The organism is Paraburkholderia sprentiae WSM5005 (assembly GCF_001865575.2).
GTDB classification, from domain to species: Bacteria; Pseudomonadota; Gammaproteobacteria; order Burkholderiales; family Burkholderiaceae; genus Paraburkholderia; species Paraburkholderia sprentiae.
Genome location: NZ_CP017562.2, coordinates 930,272 through 943,863 on the forward strand (window position 1 = coordinate 930,272; position 13,592 = coordinate 943,863).

At 66.0% G+C, this 13,592-nt stretch carries 15 protein-coding genes; 8 read left to right on the forward strand and 7 right to left on the reverse strand.

Annotated features, from left to right (window positions below):
• Positions 1-147: 147 nt before the first annotated feature.
• Complete coding sequence (locus BJG93_RS21055) at positions 148-297, forward strand: hypothetical protein (RefSeq protein WP_154671766.1); 150 nt, start codon at positions 148-150, stop codon at positions 295-297.
• Between the two features lie 250 nt (positions 298-547).
• Here BJG93_RS21055 and BJG93_RS21060 read toward each other — a convergent pair whose 3' ends face one another.
• A complete protein-coding gene (locus BJG93_RS21060) occupies positions 548-766 on the reverse strand; it encodes a hypothetical protein (RefSeq protein ID WP_027196186.1) in 219 nt (72 codons plus the stop codon).
• A 236-nt stretch (positions 767-1,002) separates the two neighbouring features.
• Here BJG93_RS21060 and BJG93_RS21065 point away from each other — a divergent pair, with 236 nt between their 5' ends.
• Genes BJG93_RS21065 through BJG93_RS21075 form a run of 3 tightly spaced genes read left to right on the forward strand, consistent with a single transcriptional unit; the run spans position 1,003 to position 2,165 of the window.
• Positions 1,003-1,647: a helix-turn-helix transcriptional regulator gene (locus BJG93_RS21065; protein ID WP_027196187.1), complete on the forward strand. Its 645-nt coding sequence runs from the start codon at positions 1,003-1,005 to the stop codon at positions 1,645-1,647.
• Between the two features lie 60 nt (positions 1,648-1,707).
• Positions 1,708-1,935 carry a DUF1653 domain-containing protein gene (locus BJG93_RS21070; protein WP_027196188.1) on the forward strand — a complete coding sequence of 76 codons (228 nt, stop codon included), beginning with the start codon at positions 1,708-1,710 and terminating at the stop codon, positions 1,933-1,935.
• A gap of 35 nt (positions 1,936-1,970) precedes the next feature.
• Positions 1,971-2,165: a YqaE/Pmp3 family membrane protein gene (locus BJG93_RS21075; protein WP_027196189.1), complete on the forward strand. Its 195-nt coding sequence runs from the start codon at positions 1,971-1,973 to the stop codon at positions 2,163-2,165.
• Positions 2,166-2,224: 59 nt separating this feature from the next.
• Here the strand turns inward: BJG93_RS21075 and BJG93_RS21080 are convergent, their stop codons facing one another.
• Positions 2,225-2,533 carry a 2Fe-2S iron-sulfur cluster-binding protein gene (locus BJG93_RS21080; protein ID WP_027196190.1) on the reverse strand — a complete coding sequence of 103 codons (309 nt, stop codon included), beginning with the start codon at positions 2,531-2,533 and terminating at the stop codon, positions 2,225-2,227.
• 303 nt (positions 2,534-2,836) lie between these two features.
• Here BJG93_RS21080 and BJG93_RS21085 point away from each other — a divergent pair, with 303 nt between their 5' ends.
• Positions 2,837-3,127, forward strand: coding sequence for a DUF1488 family protein (locus BJG93_RS21085; RefSeq protein ID WP_027196191.1), 291 nt, complete (start codon positions 2,837-2,839; stop codon positions 3,125-3,127).
• A gap of 34 nt (positions 3,128-3,161) precedes the next feature.
• Here BJG93_RS21085 and BJG93_RS21090 read toward each other — a convergent pair whose 3' ends face one another.
• The 5 genes from BJG93_RS21090 to BJG93_RS21110 form a co-directional block, all read right to left on the reverse strand.
• Positions 3,162-4,463: an NCS2 family permease gene (locus BJG93_RS21090; RefSeq protein WP_027196192.1), complete on the reverse strand. Its 1,302-nt coding sequence runs from the start codon at positions 4,461-4,463 to the stop codon at positions 3,162-3,164.
• A gap of 140 nt (positions 4,464-4,603) precedes the next feature.
• Positions 4,604-5,098, reverse strand: a complete 495-nt coding sequence (locus tag BJG93_RS21095) for a YaiI/YqxD family protein (RefSeq protein WP_027196193.1) — start codon at positions 5,096-5,098, stop codon at positions 4,604-4,606.
• Positions 5,099-5,172: 74 nt separating this feature from the next.
• Positions 5,173-5,943 carry a slipin family protein gene (locus tag BJG93_RS21100; protein ID WP_027196194.1) on the reverse strand — a complete coding sequence of 257 codons (771 nt, stop codon included), beginning with the start codon at positions 5,941-5,943 and terminating at the stop codon, positions 5,173-5,175.
• A complete protein-coding gene (locus tag BJG93_RS21105) occupies positions 5,940-7,562 on the reverse strand; it encodes an NfeD family protein (protein ID WP_027196195.1) in 1,623 nt (540 codons plus the stop codon). The genes BJG93_RS21100 and BJG93_RS21105 overlap by 4 nt, the downstream gene beginning before the upstream one ends.
• A gap of 84 nt (positions 7,563-7,646) precedes the next feature.
• Positions 7,647-8,693, reverse strand: a complete 1,047-nt coding sequence (locus BJG93_RS21110) for an AraC family transcriptional regulator (RefSeq protein WP_027196196.1) — start codon at positions 8,691-8,693, stop codon at positions 7,647-7,649.
• 221 nt (positions 8,694-8,914) lie between these two features.
• On the opposite strand from BJG93_RS21110, the gene BJG93_RS21115 reads away from it, so the two are divergent.
• The 3 genes from BJG93_RS21115 to BJG93_RS21125 all read left to right on the forward strand — a co-directional run bounded on the left by BJG93_RS21115 (position 8,915) and on the right by BJG93_RS21125 (position 13,581).
• Positions 8,915-10,048 carry an acyl-CoA dehydrogenase family protein gene (locus BJG93_RS21115; RefSeq protein WP_027196197.1) on the forward strand — a complete coding sequence of 378 codons (1,134 nt, stop codon included), beginning with the start codon at positions 8,915-8,917 and terminating at the stop codon, positions 10,046-10,048.
• A gap of 183 nt (positions 10,049-10,231) precedes the next feature.
• Positions 10,232-11,923 carry an AMP-binding protein gene (locus BJG93_RS21120; protein ID WP_027196198.1) on the forward strand — a complete coding sequence of 564 codons (1,692 nt, stop codon included), beginning with the start codon at positions 10,232-10,234 and terminating at the stop codon, positions 11,921-11,923.
• A gap of 116 nt (positions 11,924-12,039) precedes the next feature.
• Positions 12,040-13,581 carry a CoA-acylating methylmalonate-semialdehyde dehydrogenase gene (locus tag BJG93_RS21125; RefSeq protein ID WP_034478305.1) on the forward strand — a complete coding sequence of 514 codons (1,542 nt, stop codon included), beginning with the start codon at positions 12,040-12,042 and terminating at the stop codon, positions 13,579-13,581.
• The last annotated feature ends 11 nt before the right edge of the window (positions 13,582-13,592 follow it).

Here is a 13,592-nt window from a genome sequence, read left to right on the forward strand (position 1 = left end):
CTGTATTACGTGGTTCACGCGCCGCGTGCATCGCGCTGCTTTCCGGCAGCGCCCCTTTGACGCGTTGCGACGTGGACCGGCGGCGCAGCACCGATGCGCGCGCCGCGACAAATGGTTGGCACAGGCCTGCTAGACCCGGCGGGCTCAATGACAATGGCTCGAGCGGTCGCGCGAAACGCGGATTCGACCGAAAAAACGCTGAAGCGGCGCGTCGATTCGCGCGCCGTACGCATGGTGCTGAACCGCTCGGTTGTACTTCTCGCGACGACGAATGCAGGCGGCGCATTGCCGGAATGACGGGCTCGCCGATAAGCGGCGGTCGAACAGTCGGGGGTGGTGCGGAGATGCCGGTTTGAGACTGCCTGATGCTGCCAGTGCTATATGGGTGCGAGGTGCAGCTATTGCAATATGATGCCTCAAATGCGACTGATTGGATAGTGCAAACTTCAGCGCGCAGCCGCAACGACCCGCTGGCGGGGCTTCGCGAGCGCTTGGCAAAGGCATGTGAGGTGCGCGCCGCGCGCGCGAAGCTCGCGATCCTAACGCGTCAGCGCGACGTCTCGGCGACGCGCTTCTGCAATTCGCGCGCGGCCGCGAGCGGCAGGCGCGCATCGTCCCAGCCGGACAGCCATTCGACTTCCTTCGCCGTGAAGACCTGACCGTGGTTGCGCAGCGCGTACTGCAGGGAATCGATGACGTGGTTGCGGATGATCTCCGGCGTGCGCTTGTCGTCGAGCACGGCGCGAAGCGCTTCGAGTGTGGACATCGGTTGGCTCCGTTCGGTCGGATATTGGTGGATCCGCGTTTATCGCATGAAAAAAAAGCGTCCGCGAGGTCGACAAAATTGCCGTCGTGCGTTGATTCGCGGCGCCAGCGCGAGGCCGCTACAATGGCGACTTCCTGAATTGCCGACCGGGCGTGCGCGCCGGCGTCGGCGGCAGGCGCCTCGCATCGTCGTCATTCGGCATCGCGCGGCGCCTGCTTCGAACCTCGCGTTTTTCCATGCGCAACCCGAACGTGTCTCCTGTCAAAGACTTGCTGCTGAAGCGCTACGCGCCGATCGCCGACGGCATCGCCGCGCTGCTCTATCCGTGCGCCGAAGTGGTGATTCACGATCTACGCGATCAGACCATCGCGTATCTGGTCAACAATCTGTCGCGGCTCGAGGTGGGTGCGCCGTCGGTGCTCGACGACGCGCACTTCGCGGCGCGCGGCCAGACCATCGGTCCCTACGAGAAACTGAACTGGGACGGCCGCCGCATGCGTTGCGTGAGCAACATCCTGTTCGACGACGACGGCAAGCCCGCCGGCATGCTGTGCGTGAACTTCAACATCGCCGTGTTCGAGGATGTGCGCTCGACGCTCGATCTGTTCATCAAGGGCGGCACGATGACGGAGGCGCCCACCGACGACCTGTTCCGCGACGACTGGCAGGACCGCATCAACACCTATCTGCACACCTGGTTGCGCGACCGGCAGATTGGCATCAATGCGCTGACGCGCGAGCACAAGCGCGAAATCGTCGAGGCGCTGCACGCACAGGGCGCGTTTCGCGGCCGCAGCTCGGCGAATTACGTCGCCGCGGTGCTGACGATGGGCCGCGCGACCGTCTACAAGATCCTCAAGCAGATGAAAGAGGGCGGCTGAGTTCAGGCGCGCGCCGCGCTTGCAAATGCTTCGATCACGCCCAAAACAAGGACATACGCGATGCGCTACCGCCACTACAAAGGCGGCATTTACGAACGGGTCTGCGAGGCCACGCTCGAATCCGATCCGACGGTCACGATGATCGTCTACAAGGCGGCCAATGGTACGATCTGGACCCGTCCAGCGACGGTATTTTTCGAGCTGGTCGAGCAGGAAGGCGTCAAGGTGCCACGCTTTGCGCCGCTTGATGAGTTCAACAACGAGGCAGATGCGTCCCACGCGGATTAACGCAGGCTGCCTGAACGACACGAACAGGAAACCGAATGCGTCTTTTGCTTGCCATCATTCTGCCGTGGTTGCAGTTTTTCACGATCGGCCGTCCGTTTGCCGGCATCATCTGCCTGCTTCTTCAGATCACCGTAATCGGCTGGGTGCCGGCGGCCATATGGTCGGTGTATGCGCTGAGCCAGTACAACACGGACAAGAAAATCGCCCGGGCAATGGGCAACGGGCGGTAACAGGCGGCGCCTAACGCCGTCGGCAAGCGGGGCACGGGCCCGCACGCTCGCACTCCCGCTTACCGTGCCGGTATCACGACCGCGTCCGGCACTTCGATCACCACATCGGTTTCGGCGATCGCCACGCAGGGCAGGATATAACCGTCCGCCTTTTCCTCGCGGCTCACGCCGGGCCATTCAATCGCGTAGCGCACCCGCCCGGACGTCATCCGGCACAAGCAGGTTCGGCACGTGCCGTTGCGGCACGAACGCGGCAAACGCAGATTCGCGAAAGCGGCGGCTTCGAGAATCGTCAGCGAATCGGGCGCTTCGAAGCGATGGCCGAGCGGCTCGACGCGAACCATAGGCGGGCGGGTGGGAGCGGACATCGTATTGATCGGTGGCTGGGTGCGCGACACTTTACATCGATCTGACGTCGCGCTGTGCCGCGGCGCAACATGCGCGCGTCAACCGCGCTTTCAAGAAAAAATCCGGGAAATCTTGCACCCGGCCCGAACTCGTCTAAAGTGAATCAAATCACCTCCGCGCGACGCGAACTGACTATGCGGCGTCGAGGTGAAGGCCCGCGTCGACTGCATAGACATGGAGGAACGAGCGGCGGACGCGATAGCAAGCAATCCGCGCGTGCATTACCCGAGCGCATCGTGCGCGCACTCTTCCAGGTGACTCCCATGCAGATCCAATTTCCCAACGAAGCCCCTGAGTATTCAGGCCGCGAGCTTACCTTGGCGTTTCCGGCAATGGTCGATGGGCAGAGGGTGGAGTGCATGATCACCGCGGAAGCGCTCGAAGATCACTTCGGCGCCGCGTCCCCTCGGCTGGAGGACATGGTCGTCGCGTTCGACACGCACCGGCCGCGCATCGAGGCCGCCACGCGGCGGCTGTTGTCGGAAACGCGCGCCCAGTGTCTGGTGCTAAGAAGCGGTTACGTGCGTTTCTACGAGGCGAACTGGCGTAACTGACGGCCCCGACTCGTATGCGTCCGGCGCCAGGTCCTCACTCGCTGCCGAGATAGAAATACCGGAACAGGAAAATCGCCGCGATGATCCACACGACCAGCTTCACGTTGCGCGCCTGGCCGGTCAGCAGCTTGAGTCCCGCGTACGAGATGAATCCGAACGCGACGCCGTTCGCAATCGAATAGGTGAACGGCATCAGCAGCGCGGTCAGCGCGGCCGGCACGACTTCGGTGGCGTCGTCCCACGGCAGGTCGAGCATTTCCCGCAGCATCAGGCACGACACGTACAGCAACGCGGGCGCGGTCGCGTACGGCGGCACCACTTCGGCGAGCGGCGCGAAAAACAGCGCCGCGACGAACAGCACGGCCACCGTGATCGCGGTCACGCCGGTTCGGCCGCCGGCCTGCACGCCCGACGCGCTCTCGATATACGCCGTCGTCGACGAGGTGCCGAGCAGCGACCCGGCGAGGATCGCGGTGCTGTCCGCGAGCAGCGCGCGGTTCAGCCGATGCATCTTGCCTTCGACGAGCAGCCCCGCGCGGTTCGCGACGCCCATCAGCGTGCCGGTCGCATCGAACAGCTCGACGAGGAAGAACACCAGCACCACGTTCAGCACGCCGCTCGACAGCGCGCTGCGGATATCGAGCTGGAACAGCGTCGGCGCAATCGACGGCGGCGCGGACACGATGCCGTGAAACTGGTTGCCGCCGAAGAAAAAGCTCAGGATCGTCACGCCGACGATACCGATCAGGATCGCCCCGCGCACGCGCAAATGATCGAGCGTGACGATGCCGAAGAAGCCGATTGCGGCGAGTACGACGTGCGGATCATGCAGATTGCCGAGCGTGACGAGCGTGGCCGGATTGCCGACCACGATGCCGGCCGACTTCAGCGAAATGATCGCGAGAAAGAGGCCGATCCCGCCGGTGATCGCAGTCCGGATCGAATGCGGGATCCCTTTGACGATCACCTCGCGCACGCGGAACAGCGTGACGATCAGGAACAGGCACCCGGAGATGAACACCGCGCCGAGCGCGGCCTGCCATGTGTAGCCCATGCCCTTGACGACCGTGTACGCGAAGTACGCGTTCAGGCCCATGCCGGGCGCGAGCGCGATCGGGTAATTCGCATACAGACCCATGATCAGCGACGCGAGCGCGGCGACGAGGCAGGTCGCGACGAACACCGCGCTTTTCGGCATGCCGGCGTCGCCGAGAATCGCCGGGTTCACGAAGATGATGTAGGCCATCGTCAGGAAAGTGGTCGCGCCGGCTAGCACTTCGGTGCGCAGGTCGGTGTCGACGGCGTCGAAGCCGAAGTAGCGTTTGATCGAGTCCATGTGGTGGGTGTTCTCTCTTTCGTCGTTCAGACAGTGTTTTGTGGTCGAGGCGGTGACGGCCCGGCGCGGCACGGCGGGCCGCGCGGCGGCGCGATGGCGGAATTTTAAACACCAACGGCGCGAGCAGGCCGCCCGGGCCGTCAGGCGGGCGGTTTGCCGTGCGACTGTGGCGCCTGCGCATCACCGCGCGGCGCGTGACGCGCGAGCCAGCGATCGAGTTCGCCAGCAAACGTCTTGCCATCGCGCGCACTGAAGGCGGCCGGGCCGCCGGTGTCGACGCCGCTCGCGCGCAGCTGGTCGAGCATCGACCGCATGCGCAGCCGTTCTTCGATCGTGCCGGGCGTGTACCAGTTACCGCGCGGATCGAGCGCATGGGCATTTTTTGCCAGCACGGCGGCGGCGAGCGGGATGTCGGCGGTGATCACGAGCTCGCCCGCGGCGACCCGCTCGACGATCAGCTGGTCGGCGGCGTCGAAACCGGCCGGCACCTGGATCGCGCGGATCAGCGGCGACGCCGGCACGCGCAGGAAGGCGTTGGCGACCAGCGTCAGCGGCATGCCGGTCCGGCGCGCCGCGCGATAGAGCATGTCCTTGACGACCGCCGGGCAGGCGTCGGCATCGACCCAGATTGACATGGTGCGGGTTCCGGCTGAGTGCGGCTTGTTGCTGTGTGGCAGTTGGAGGGACGCGATGATACCTTGCCGTCCTATCACGCCGAAGGCTTGTTGAACCGGTCCAGCACCGCGCTCACCAGATCGATCGGCAGCGGAAACACGATCGTCGAGTTCTTGTCGGCGGCGATCGTCGTCAGCGTCTGCAGATAGCGCAACTGCATCGCCTGCGGTTGCCGCGCGAGCGTTTGGGCCGCTTCGAGCAACTGCTTCGATGCCTGCAACTCGCCTTCCGCGTGAATCACCTTCGCGCGCCGTTCGCGCTCGGCTTCAGCCTGACGCGCGATCGCACGGATCATCGTTTCATTGATGTCGACGTGCTTGATCTCGACGATCGACACCTTGATGCCCCACGCGTCGGTTTGCGCGTCCAGCACCCGCTGGATGTCGGCGTTCAGCTGCTCGCGCTCCGATAGCAGTTGGTCGAGATCGTGCTTGCCGAGCACCGCCCGCAGCGTCGTCTGCGACAGCTGGCTGGTCGCCTCGAAGTAGCGCGCGACCTGGATCACCGCCTTCTCCGGATCGACCACGCGGAAATACACGACCGCGTTGACCTTCACCGACACGTTGTCGCGCGTGATCACGTCCTGCGTCGGCACGTCGAACACGACGGTGCGCAGATCCATCCGCACCACCTGCTGCACGACCGGAATGATCAGCACGAGTCCGGGCCCTTTGACCTTCCAGAAACGGCCGAGCATGAAGACGACGCCGCGTTCGTACTCGCGAAAAATCCGCACCGACGACGCAATCAGCGCGACTACGAGCAGGAGCAGGATGCTGCCGAAGCCGAATGTGAAGCCGATCATGAACGTTCTCCTTGTAAGGCGTCGACTGACGTAACGGGCACCACGGTCAGCGTGAGGCCGTTGCGCGCCGTGACGCGCACGCTTTGACCCGGTGCGGCCGGCGTCGTGCTCGACACGCGCCAGCGCTCGCCGTGCACGCGTGCCCAGCCGGCCAGCGGGCCGCCCGCCGCGTGTTCGGGTTCGGGCAGCAAGCCGCCGTCCAGCACTACGCCGACGCAGCCGATCAGCGCCTCCGAGCCCGTCACGACCGGTCGCCGCCGCGCGCGCAGTGCGAGCTGCGATACGCCCAGCACGAACGCGACGCTGAACACGACGACCGCGGCGATCAGCGGCAGCGGGATGCCGTAGCCGGGGACGTCGGTATCCATCAGCATCATCGCGCCGACCACGAACGCGACCACGCCGCCGAAGCCGAGCGAGCCGAAGGTCGGCAGGAACGCTTCGCCGATCAGAAACGCGATGCCGAGAAAGATCAGACCGAGGCCGACATAGCTGATGGGCAGCATCTGCATCGCGAACAGGCCGAGCAGCAGGCTGATCGCGCCGACCACGCCGGGCAGCACGAAGCCCGGGTTCGCGAATTCGAAGAACAGGCCGTACATGCCGAGCATCAAGAGAATCAGCGCGACGCTCGGATCGGTGATCACGGCGAGAAAGCGGCTGCGCCAGTCGGGTTCGAGCGTGATCAACGGCGCATGCGCGGTGTGCAGCGTGACGCTGCCCGCGCTCGTGACGACCGTGCGGCCATCGAGCTGGCGCAGCAGGTCGGGCACGTCGCGCGCGACGAGATCGACGACGTGCTGCGCGAGCGCTTCCTGATCGGACAGGCTCACCGCTTCGCGAACCGCGCGCTCGGCCCAGTCGGCGTTGCGGCCGCGCATCTGGGCGAGGCCGCGGATATAGGCGGCCGCGTCGTGGACCTGCTTGCGCAGTTCGGTCGATTGGGTGTCGAGTGGAAGCGCGCCGGCGGCTTCGGACGACGCGTTGGGTGACGAAGCGGCGGGCGCGGATGCGCCGGCGGGCAGCGTGCGCATGTCCGGCAGTCCCGGCGTGCCCGAGGTGCCCGGCGCACCGCCTCCGGCGGGCGGCTCGTTGCCGCCGATGCCCATCTGGATCGGCGTCGCGGCGCCGAGGTTCGTACCCGGCGCCATCGCCGCGATATGGCTCGCGTAGACGATGTAGGTGCCGGCGCTCGCGGCGCGCGCGCCGCTTGGCGCGATGAAGGTGGCGACCGGCACCGGCGAGGCGAGGATCGCCTTGATGATCTGCCGCATCGACGTATCGAGGCCGCCGGGCGTATCGAGTTGCAGCACCGCGAGTTGCGCGCGCTGGCTGGCCGCGCGCTGCAAGCCACGGACGATGAAATCGGCGCTGGCCGGCCCGATCGCGCCGTTCACTGGAATCACGACGACGCTGTTCGCGGTCGCGGCGCCGACGTTGGCCGCGTTGGCCGCATGGGCCGATCGCAACGGCGCCAGCGCTTCGCGCGTCGCGAAGCCGAACGCGCATAGCACGCCGAGCACGGCGATGCCGCGCATCAAACGGCCCACGATGCCGCCGCGGATAGGCGGCCTGCGCGGACCGGACTGCCGGAGCGGAAGACGCGGAGTCGTGTTCATCGCTGACGGCCGCCGCACCCGCCGGTGTGAACCAGCGGCGCGGGCCGATACCTCGATCAAGGCTGGCCGGTTGCCGCTTAAAGCTTAGTCCGATTCGGCGCGTCGCGTTAGATCGAACCCCGTTGCCCGGGCTGGCCGATAGTCGCTCGGCCGCATGCCGGTCCATTTGCGGAACGCGCGGTGAAACGCGCTCGGCTCCGCGAAGCCGACCGCGTTCGCGATGTCGGCGATCGTGCGTTGCGTGCGCTGCAATTCGGCGATTGCGATGTCGCGCCGCAGCGCGTCCTTGATCGACTGATACGTATGGCCCTCCTGCTTCAGATGCCGCCGCATCGTCGCCTCGGCGACGTGCAGGCGCGCGGCCATCTGATCGGCGGCGGGCCAGCCCGACATCGGTAGCGCGCGCAGCGTCTTGCGCACGCGCGCGGCGAGCGAGCCCGCATTGCGGTACTTGACGATGAAGCTGCCCGGCGCGTCACGCAGAAACATACGCGCCGAGCGCGTGGTCTGGATCACCGGCAGCTGCAGAAACGCTGGGTCGAGATCGACGTACGACTCGGGCTCGTCGAAATACATGTGTTCGCAAAACATCAGCCGGTATTCGTGCGCGGCCGGCGGCGCGCCGCAGCGAAAGCGCGCTTCGAGCAATGGAATGCGCCGGCCGACCAGCCAGCACACGAGCCCGTACACGAGGATGAAATACGTCGCGTAAGCGAACATCGCCGGCTTGCGCGTGCCCGCGCGTTCGACGAACTTCAGGCGCACGCGCTGCGCGTCGATGTCGATGGTCGCGCCGAGATCGTCGAGCACGAGCCGCATGAAGCCAACCGCGCGCGCGAGCGCCTGCGCGCCGTCGCGCGCGCCGAGCGCCGTCTGTGTCATCGCGATGAAGCTGCCGCTTTTCATCGGATGCGAGTCCTGGCCGAAGAACTCGTCGTCGAGTGCGCGTGCGATGCCGGTCCACAGCGCACCGTATTGCGTCGACGACACGCGGCTTTTCGGCGACGCGAGCATCGGCGCGGCGATACCGACGGCTTCGGCGAGCGCGCGCGCATCGAGGCCGCGCAAGCTCGCGAGCGCGAGCGTTTCCTCGACCAGAGTGACGGAGATCGTGCCCTTGTCGCTTTTCATCGGAATTCGGTTGCTCTGGCAAAAGCGCTCAGCATGCGCTGGCTCGCGGGTTGCGGAGCCCCACTCGGGTCGAGGCGCCGTGCGTACGCATGGTAGCAGTATGGCCAAAGCGCTCAGCAAGAATGAGCGCAGCGAGCATCGAGCGGCACGAGCCGCTTGCCTACACTTGCCGCATCACCGCGAGCGCCAACGCGGCCGCGAGCACCCACGAGGACGCAGTCATGGACAGCTTCTATACCGACGAACAACGGATGATTCGCGACGCCGCGCGCGACTTCGCGACCGAATGCCTCGCACCGCACGCGGCCCAATGGGATCGCGACGCGCAACTACCGGCCGAGGTCGTCGCGCAGATGGGCGAACTCGGCCTTCTGGGCATGATGGTGCCGGCCGAGTGGGGCGGCTCCTACACCGACTACGTCGCCTACGCGCTCGCGCTCGAAGAGATCGCGGCCGGCTGCGCCGCCTGCGCGACGCTGATGAGCGTGCACAACTCGGTCGGCTGCGCGCCGATTCTTAACTTCGGCAGCGCCGCGCAGAAAGACCGCTATCTGCGCGAGCTTGCCAGTGGCCGCACGATCGGCGCGTTTTGCCTGACCGAGCCGCAGGCGGGCTCCGAGGCAAACAATCTGCGCACCCGCGCGGCGCTGCGCGACGGGCAGTGGATTCTGAGCGGCAGCAAGCAATTCGTGACCAACGGCGCGCGCGCCGGGCTCGCGATCGTGTTCGCTGTCACCGACCCCGAGCGCGGCAAGCGGGGCCTGTCCGCCTTCATCGTGCCGACCGCGACGCCGGGCTTCGACGTCGGCCGGCCCGAGCACAAGCTCGGCATTCGCGCGTCCGATACCTGCCCGATCTCGCTCGATCACTGCGCGGTGCCCGAGGCCAATCTGCTCGGCGAGCCGGGCGAGGGTCTGCGCATCGCGCTGTCGAATCTCGAAGGCGGGCGCATCGGCATTGCCGCGCAGGCGGTCGGCATTGCGCGCGCCGCGTTCGATGCCGCGCGCCGTTACGCAAGCGAGCGCCAACAGTTCGGCAAGCCGCTGAAGGACCACCAGACGATCGCGAACATGCTCGCCGACATGGCGACGCGGCTGAACGCCGCGCGCCTGCTCGTGCATCACGCCGCACGGCTGCGCTCGGCGGGGCGGCCGTGTCTGTCGGAGGCGTCGCAAGCGAAGCTGTTTGCATCGGAACTGGCCGAAGAGGTCTGCTCGAACGCGATTCAGATTCATGGCGGCTACGGCTATCTGGAGGACTACGCGGTGGAGCGCCACTACCGCGATGCGCGTATCACGCAGATCTACGAAGGCACGAGCGAAGTCCAGCGGATGGTGATCGCGCGCCACGTTTGACGGTGGCGTTGGTGCCTGCCGTTTGAGCGCACAATAGCCTGGCCGAGGGTGTTCGTTGAGGCACCGCAGCGGCCACCCGGCGAAAGCCGGCGGCCACAGAAAAAGACCGAGCGAAACCGCAACGAGGTTGCATGGGACCAGAGTAAGCGCTAAAGCGCTAACTCTGGTCGACAGGAGACGACGATGACAGCAGCGAAAGCCTTTCTCGACGCGCGCGATCTGCTAGTGCGCCACCGCACCGACTACCAGCGCGCGTACCGCGAATTCGCGTGGCCCGTGCTTGGCGAGTTCAACTGGGCGCTCGACTACTTCGACGCGATCGCGCGTGACAACGACGACCCGGCGCTATGGATCGTCGACGATCCTTCCAGCGACGGCCTGCGGCTGTCGTACGCGCAGATGTCGGAACGCTCGTCACGGATGGCGAACTTTCTGCGCGGCGCGGGCGTCGGTCGTGGCGATCGCGTGCTGCTGATGCTGCCGAACCGCGTCGAGCTATGGGACGTGATGCTCGCCGCGATGAAGCTCGGCGCGATCGTGCTGCCCGCCACCACGCAACTATCCGCCGACGATGTGCGCGAGCGCGTGCAGATCGGCGGCGCGAAGTTCGTGGTGGTCGACAGCGCGGAGTCGGGCAAATTCGATGCGCTCGACCTGCCGCTCACCCGCTTCTCGGTCGGCGCGCCGCGTGACGGCTGGATCGATGTCGGCGCCGCGTACGAGGCTTCGCCGCATTTCACGCCAGACGGCGTCACCCGCGCCAGCGATCCGCTGCTGCTGTACTTCACGTCCGGCACCACCTCGAAGCCGAAGCTCGTCGAGCATACGCATCAGAGCTATCCGGTCGGACATCTATCGACGATGTACTGGATCGGCCTGCAACCGGGCGACATTCATTGGAACATCAGTTCGCCGGGCTGGGCCAAGCACGCGTGGAGCTGCTTCTTCGCGCCGTGGAACGCGCAGGCCTGCGTGTTCGTGTTCAATTCCGCGCGCTTCGTGCCGCGAGACGCACTCGCCGCGCTCGTGCGCTTTAACGTCACCACGCTGTGCGCGCCGCCGACCGTCTGGCGCATGCTCGTGCAGGAGCGGCTCGGCGACTATGCGGTGAAGTTGCGCGAGATCGTCGGCGCGGGCGAACCGCTGAATCCGGAGATCATCGAGCGCGTCAAGCACGCGTGGGGCATCACGATTCGCGACGGCTACGGCCAGACCGAAACGACCTGCCAGATCGGCAATTCACCAGGCCAGCCGGTCGTGCCCGGCTCGATGGGGCGCCCGCTGCCGGGCTACCGGGTCGAACTGCTCGACGCCGACGACCAGCCGGCAGGCGAAGGCGAAATCGCGCTGCCGCTCGTCGAACGGCCGCTCGGCCTGATGACGGGTTACGCAAACAACGCCACCGCCACCGCGCAGTCGATGCGCAACGGCTTCTATCGCACGTCGGACGTCGCGCTGCGCCGCGATGACGGCTCCTACGTGTACGTCGGCCGCTCGGACGACGTGTTCAAGTCGTCCGACTACCGGCTCAGTCCGTTCGAACTCGAAAGCGTGCTGATCGAACACGAGGCGATCGGCGAGGCGGCCGTCGTGCCGAGCGCGGACGCGTTGCGTCTGTCGGTGCCGAAGGCGTTCGTCACGGTACGTCACGGCTATGAAGCCGGTCCCGAACTCGCGCGCGCGGTGTTCGCGTTCTCGCGCGAAAAACTCGCGCCGTACAAGCGAATTCGCCGTCTGCAATTCAGCGAACTGCCGAAGACGATCTCCGGCAAGATCCGCCGCGTCGAGCTGCGGCGCCGCGAAATGGAGCGCGCGGCCGAGCCCGCGCGTCTGCCCGACGAGTACTGGGAAGAGGATTTTCCCGAGCTGCGTTGATTGTCTTTATTCCTCGCTGTTGCTGTTTTGCGGCCCCGGGTTGAACCGCACGCGTCGAATTCGAGCTTCGGATTCAACGCGTCGGGGCACTGTTTTCTCATCACAGGAGTTTCAGTATGAGCACCTTTGCTTCGAACGAGATCGGCCGCAACGTTGCCACCGAAGTCGCCACCGTCAAACTGCTGATTAACGGCGAGTTCGTCGAATCGAACACGACCGAGTGGCGCGACATCGTGAACCCGGCCACCCAGGCGGTACTCGCGCGCGTGCCGTTCGCGACCGTCGCGGAAGTCGACGCAGCGGTGCGCAGCGCGCATGCGGCGTACAAGACGTGGAAAAACACGCCGATCGGCGCGCGCATGCGCATCATGCTGAAGTACCAGGCGCTGATTCGCGAGCATCTGCCGCGCATTGCGAAGACGCTGTCGGCCGAGCAGGGCAAGACGATTCCCGATGCCGAGGGCGACATCTTCCGCGGTCTCGAAGTCGTCGAGCACGCGTGTTCGATCGGCACGTTGCAGCAGGGAGAATTCGCCGAGAACGTCGCCGGTGGCGTGGATACTTACACGCTGCGCCAGCCGCTCGGCGTGTGCGTGGGCATCACGCCGTTCAATTTTCCCGCGATGATCCCGCTGTGGATGTTTCCGATGGCGCTCGTGTGCGGCAACACCTTCGTGCTGAAGCCGTCCGAGCAGGACCCGCTGTCGACGATGCAACTGGTCGAGCTTGCGCTCGAAGCCGGGGTGCCAAAGGGCGTGCTGAACGTCGTGCACGGCGGCAAGGAAGTGGTCGATGCACTGTGCACGCATGAACGGGTGAAGGCGATTTCGTTCGTCGGCTCGACGGCGGTCGGCACGCACGTGTATCGCCTCGGCAGCGAGCACGGCAAGCGCGTCCAATCGATGATGGGCGCGAAGAACCATGCGGTCGTGCTGCCCGACGCCAACCGCGAGCAGACGCTCAACGCGCTCGCCGGCGCCGCGTTCGGCGCGGCCGGGCAGCGCTGCATGGCGACCTCGGTGGCGGTGCTGGTCGGCGCGGCGCGCGCGTGGCTGCCCGAGCTCGTCGCGAAGGCGAAGACGCTGAAGGTCAACGCGGGTCACGAGCCGGGCACCGATGTCGGGCCGGTCGTGTCGCGCGCCGCCAAGCAGCGCATTCTCGATCTGATCGACGCCGGCGTGAACGAAGGCGCGACGCTCGCACTCGATGGCCGCGACGTGAACGTGCGCGGCTACGAGCAGGGCAACTTCATCGGCCCCACCGTGTTCACCGACGTGACGGCCGACATGGAAATCTACCGCACCGAAATCTTCGGGCCGGTACTCGCGGTGCTCAACGTCGCCACGCTCGACGATGCGATCGCGCTCGTCAATGCCAACCCGTTCGGCAATGGCGTCGGTCTGTTCACGCAAAGCGGCGCGGCCGCGCGCAAGTTCCAGAGCGAGATCGATATCGGCCAGGTCGGCATCAACATTCCGATTCCGGTGCCGGTGCCGTTTTTCAGCTTCACCGGTTCGCGCGGCTCGAAGCTCGGCGATCTCGGTCCGTACGGCAAGCAGGTCGTGCAGTTCTATACGCAAACGAAGACGGTTACCGCACGCTGGTTCGACGACGATACCGTCAACGACGGCGTGAACACGACGATCCGCCTGCATTGATGGCACTGAGG

Bases quoted from the DNA above. Each gene is read 5' to 3' on its own strand.
- BJG93_RS21080 (WP_027196190.1), bottom strand. From the start codon at position 2,533: ATGTCCGCTCCCACCCGCCCGCCTATGGTTCGCGTCGAGCCGCTCGGC.
- BJG93_RS21125 (WP_034478305.1), top strand. From the start codon at position 12,040: ATGAGCACCTTTGCTTCGAACGAGATCGGCCGCAACGTTGCCACCGAA.
- BJG93_RS21095 (WP_027196193.1), bottom strand. From the start codon at position 5,098: ATGTCAATCTGGGTCGATGCCGACGCCTGCCCGGCGGTCGTCAAGGAC.
- BJG93_RS21070 (WP_027196188.1), top strand. From the start codon at position 1,708: ATGCGCTACCGCCACTACAAAGGCGGCATTTACGAACGGGTCTGCGAG.
- BJG93_RS21055 (WP_154671766.1), top strand. From the start codon at position 148: ATGACAATGGCTCGAGCGGTCGCGCGAAACGCGGATTCGACCGAAAAA.
- BJG93_RS21065 (WP_027196187.1), top strand. From the start codon at position 1,003: ATGCGCAACCCGAACGTGTCTCCTGTCAAAGACTTGCTGCTGAAGCGC.
- BJG93_RS21075 (WP_027196189.1), top strand. From the start codon at position 1,971: ATGCGTCTTTTGCTTGCCATCATTCTGCCGTGGTTGCAGTTTTTCACG.
- BJG93_RS21090 (WP_027196192.1), bottom strand. From the start codon at position 4,463: ATGGACTCGATCAAACGCTACTTCGGCTTCGACGCCGTCGACACCGAC.
- BJG93_RS21100 (WP_027196194.1), bottom strand. From the start codon at position 5,943: ATGATCGGCTTCACATTCGGCTTCGGCAGCATCCTGCTCCTGCTCGTA.
- BJG93_RS21105 (WP_027196195.1), bottom strand. From the start codon at position 7,562: ATGAACACGACTCCGCGTCTTCCGCTCCGGCAGTCCGGTCCGCGCAGG.
- BJG93_RS21115 (WP_027196197.1), top strand. From the start codon at position 8,915: ATGGACAGCTTCTATACCGACGAACAACGGATGATTCGCGACGCCGCG.
- BJG93_RS21120 (WP_027196198.1), top strand. From the start codon at position 10,232: ATGACAGCAGCGAAAGCCTTTCTCGACGCGCGCGATCTGCTAGTGCGC.
- BJG93_RS21085 (WP_027196191.1), top strand. From the start codon at position 2,837: ATGCAGATCCAATTTCCCAACGAAGCCCCTGAGTATTCAGGCCGCGAG.
- BJG93_RS21060 (WP_027196186.1), bottom strand. From the start codon at position 766: ATGTCCACACTCGAAGCGCTTCGCGCCGTGCTCGACGACAAGCGCACG.
- BJG93_RS21110 (WP_027196196.1), bottom strand. From the start codon at position 8,693: ATGAAAAGCGACAAGGGCACGATCTCCGTCACTCTGGTCGAGGAAACG.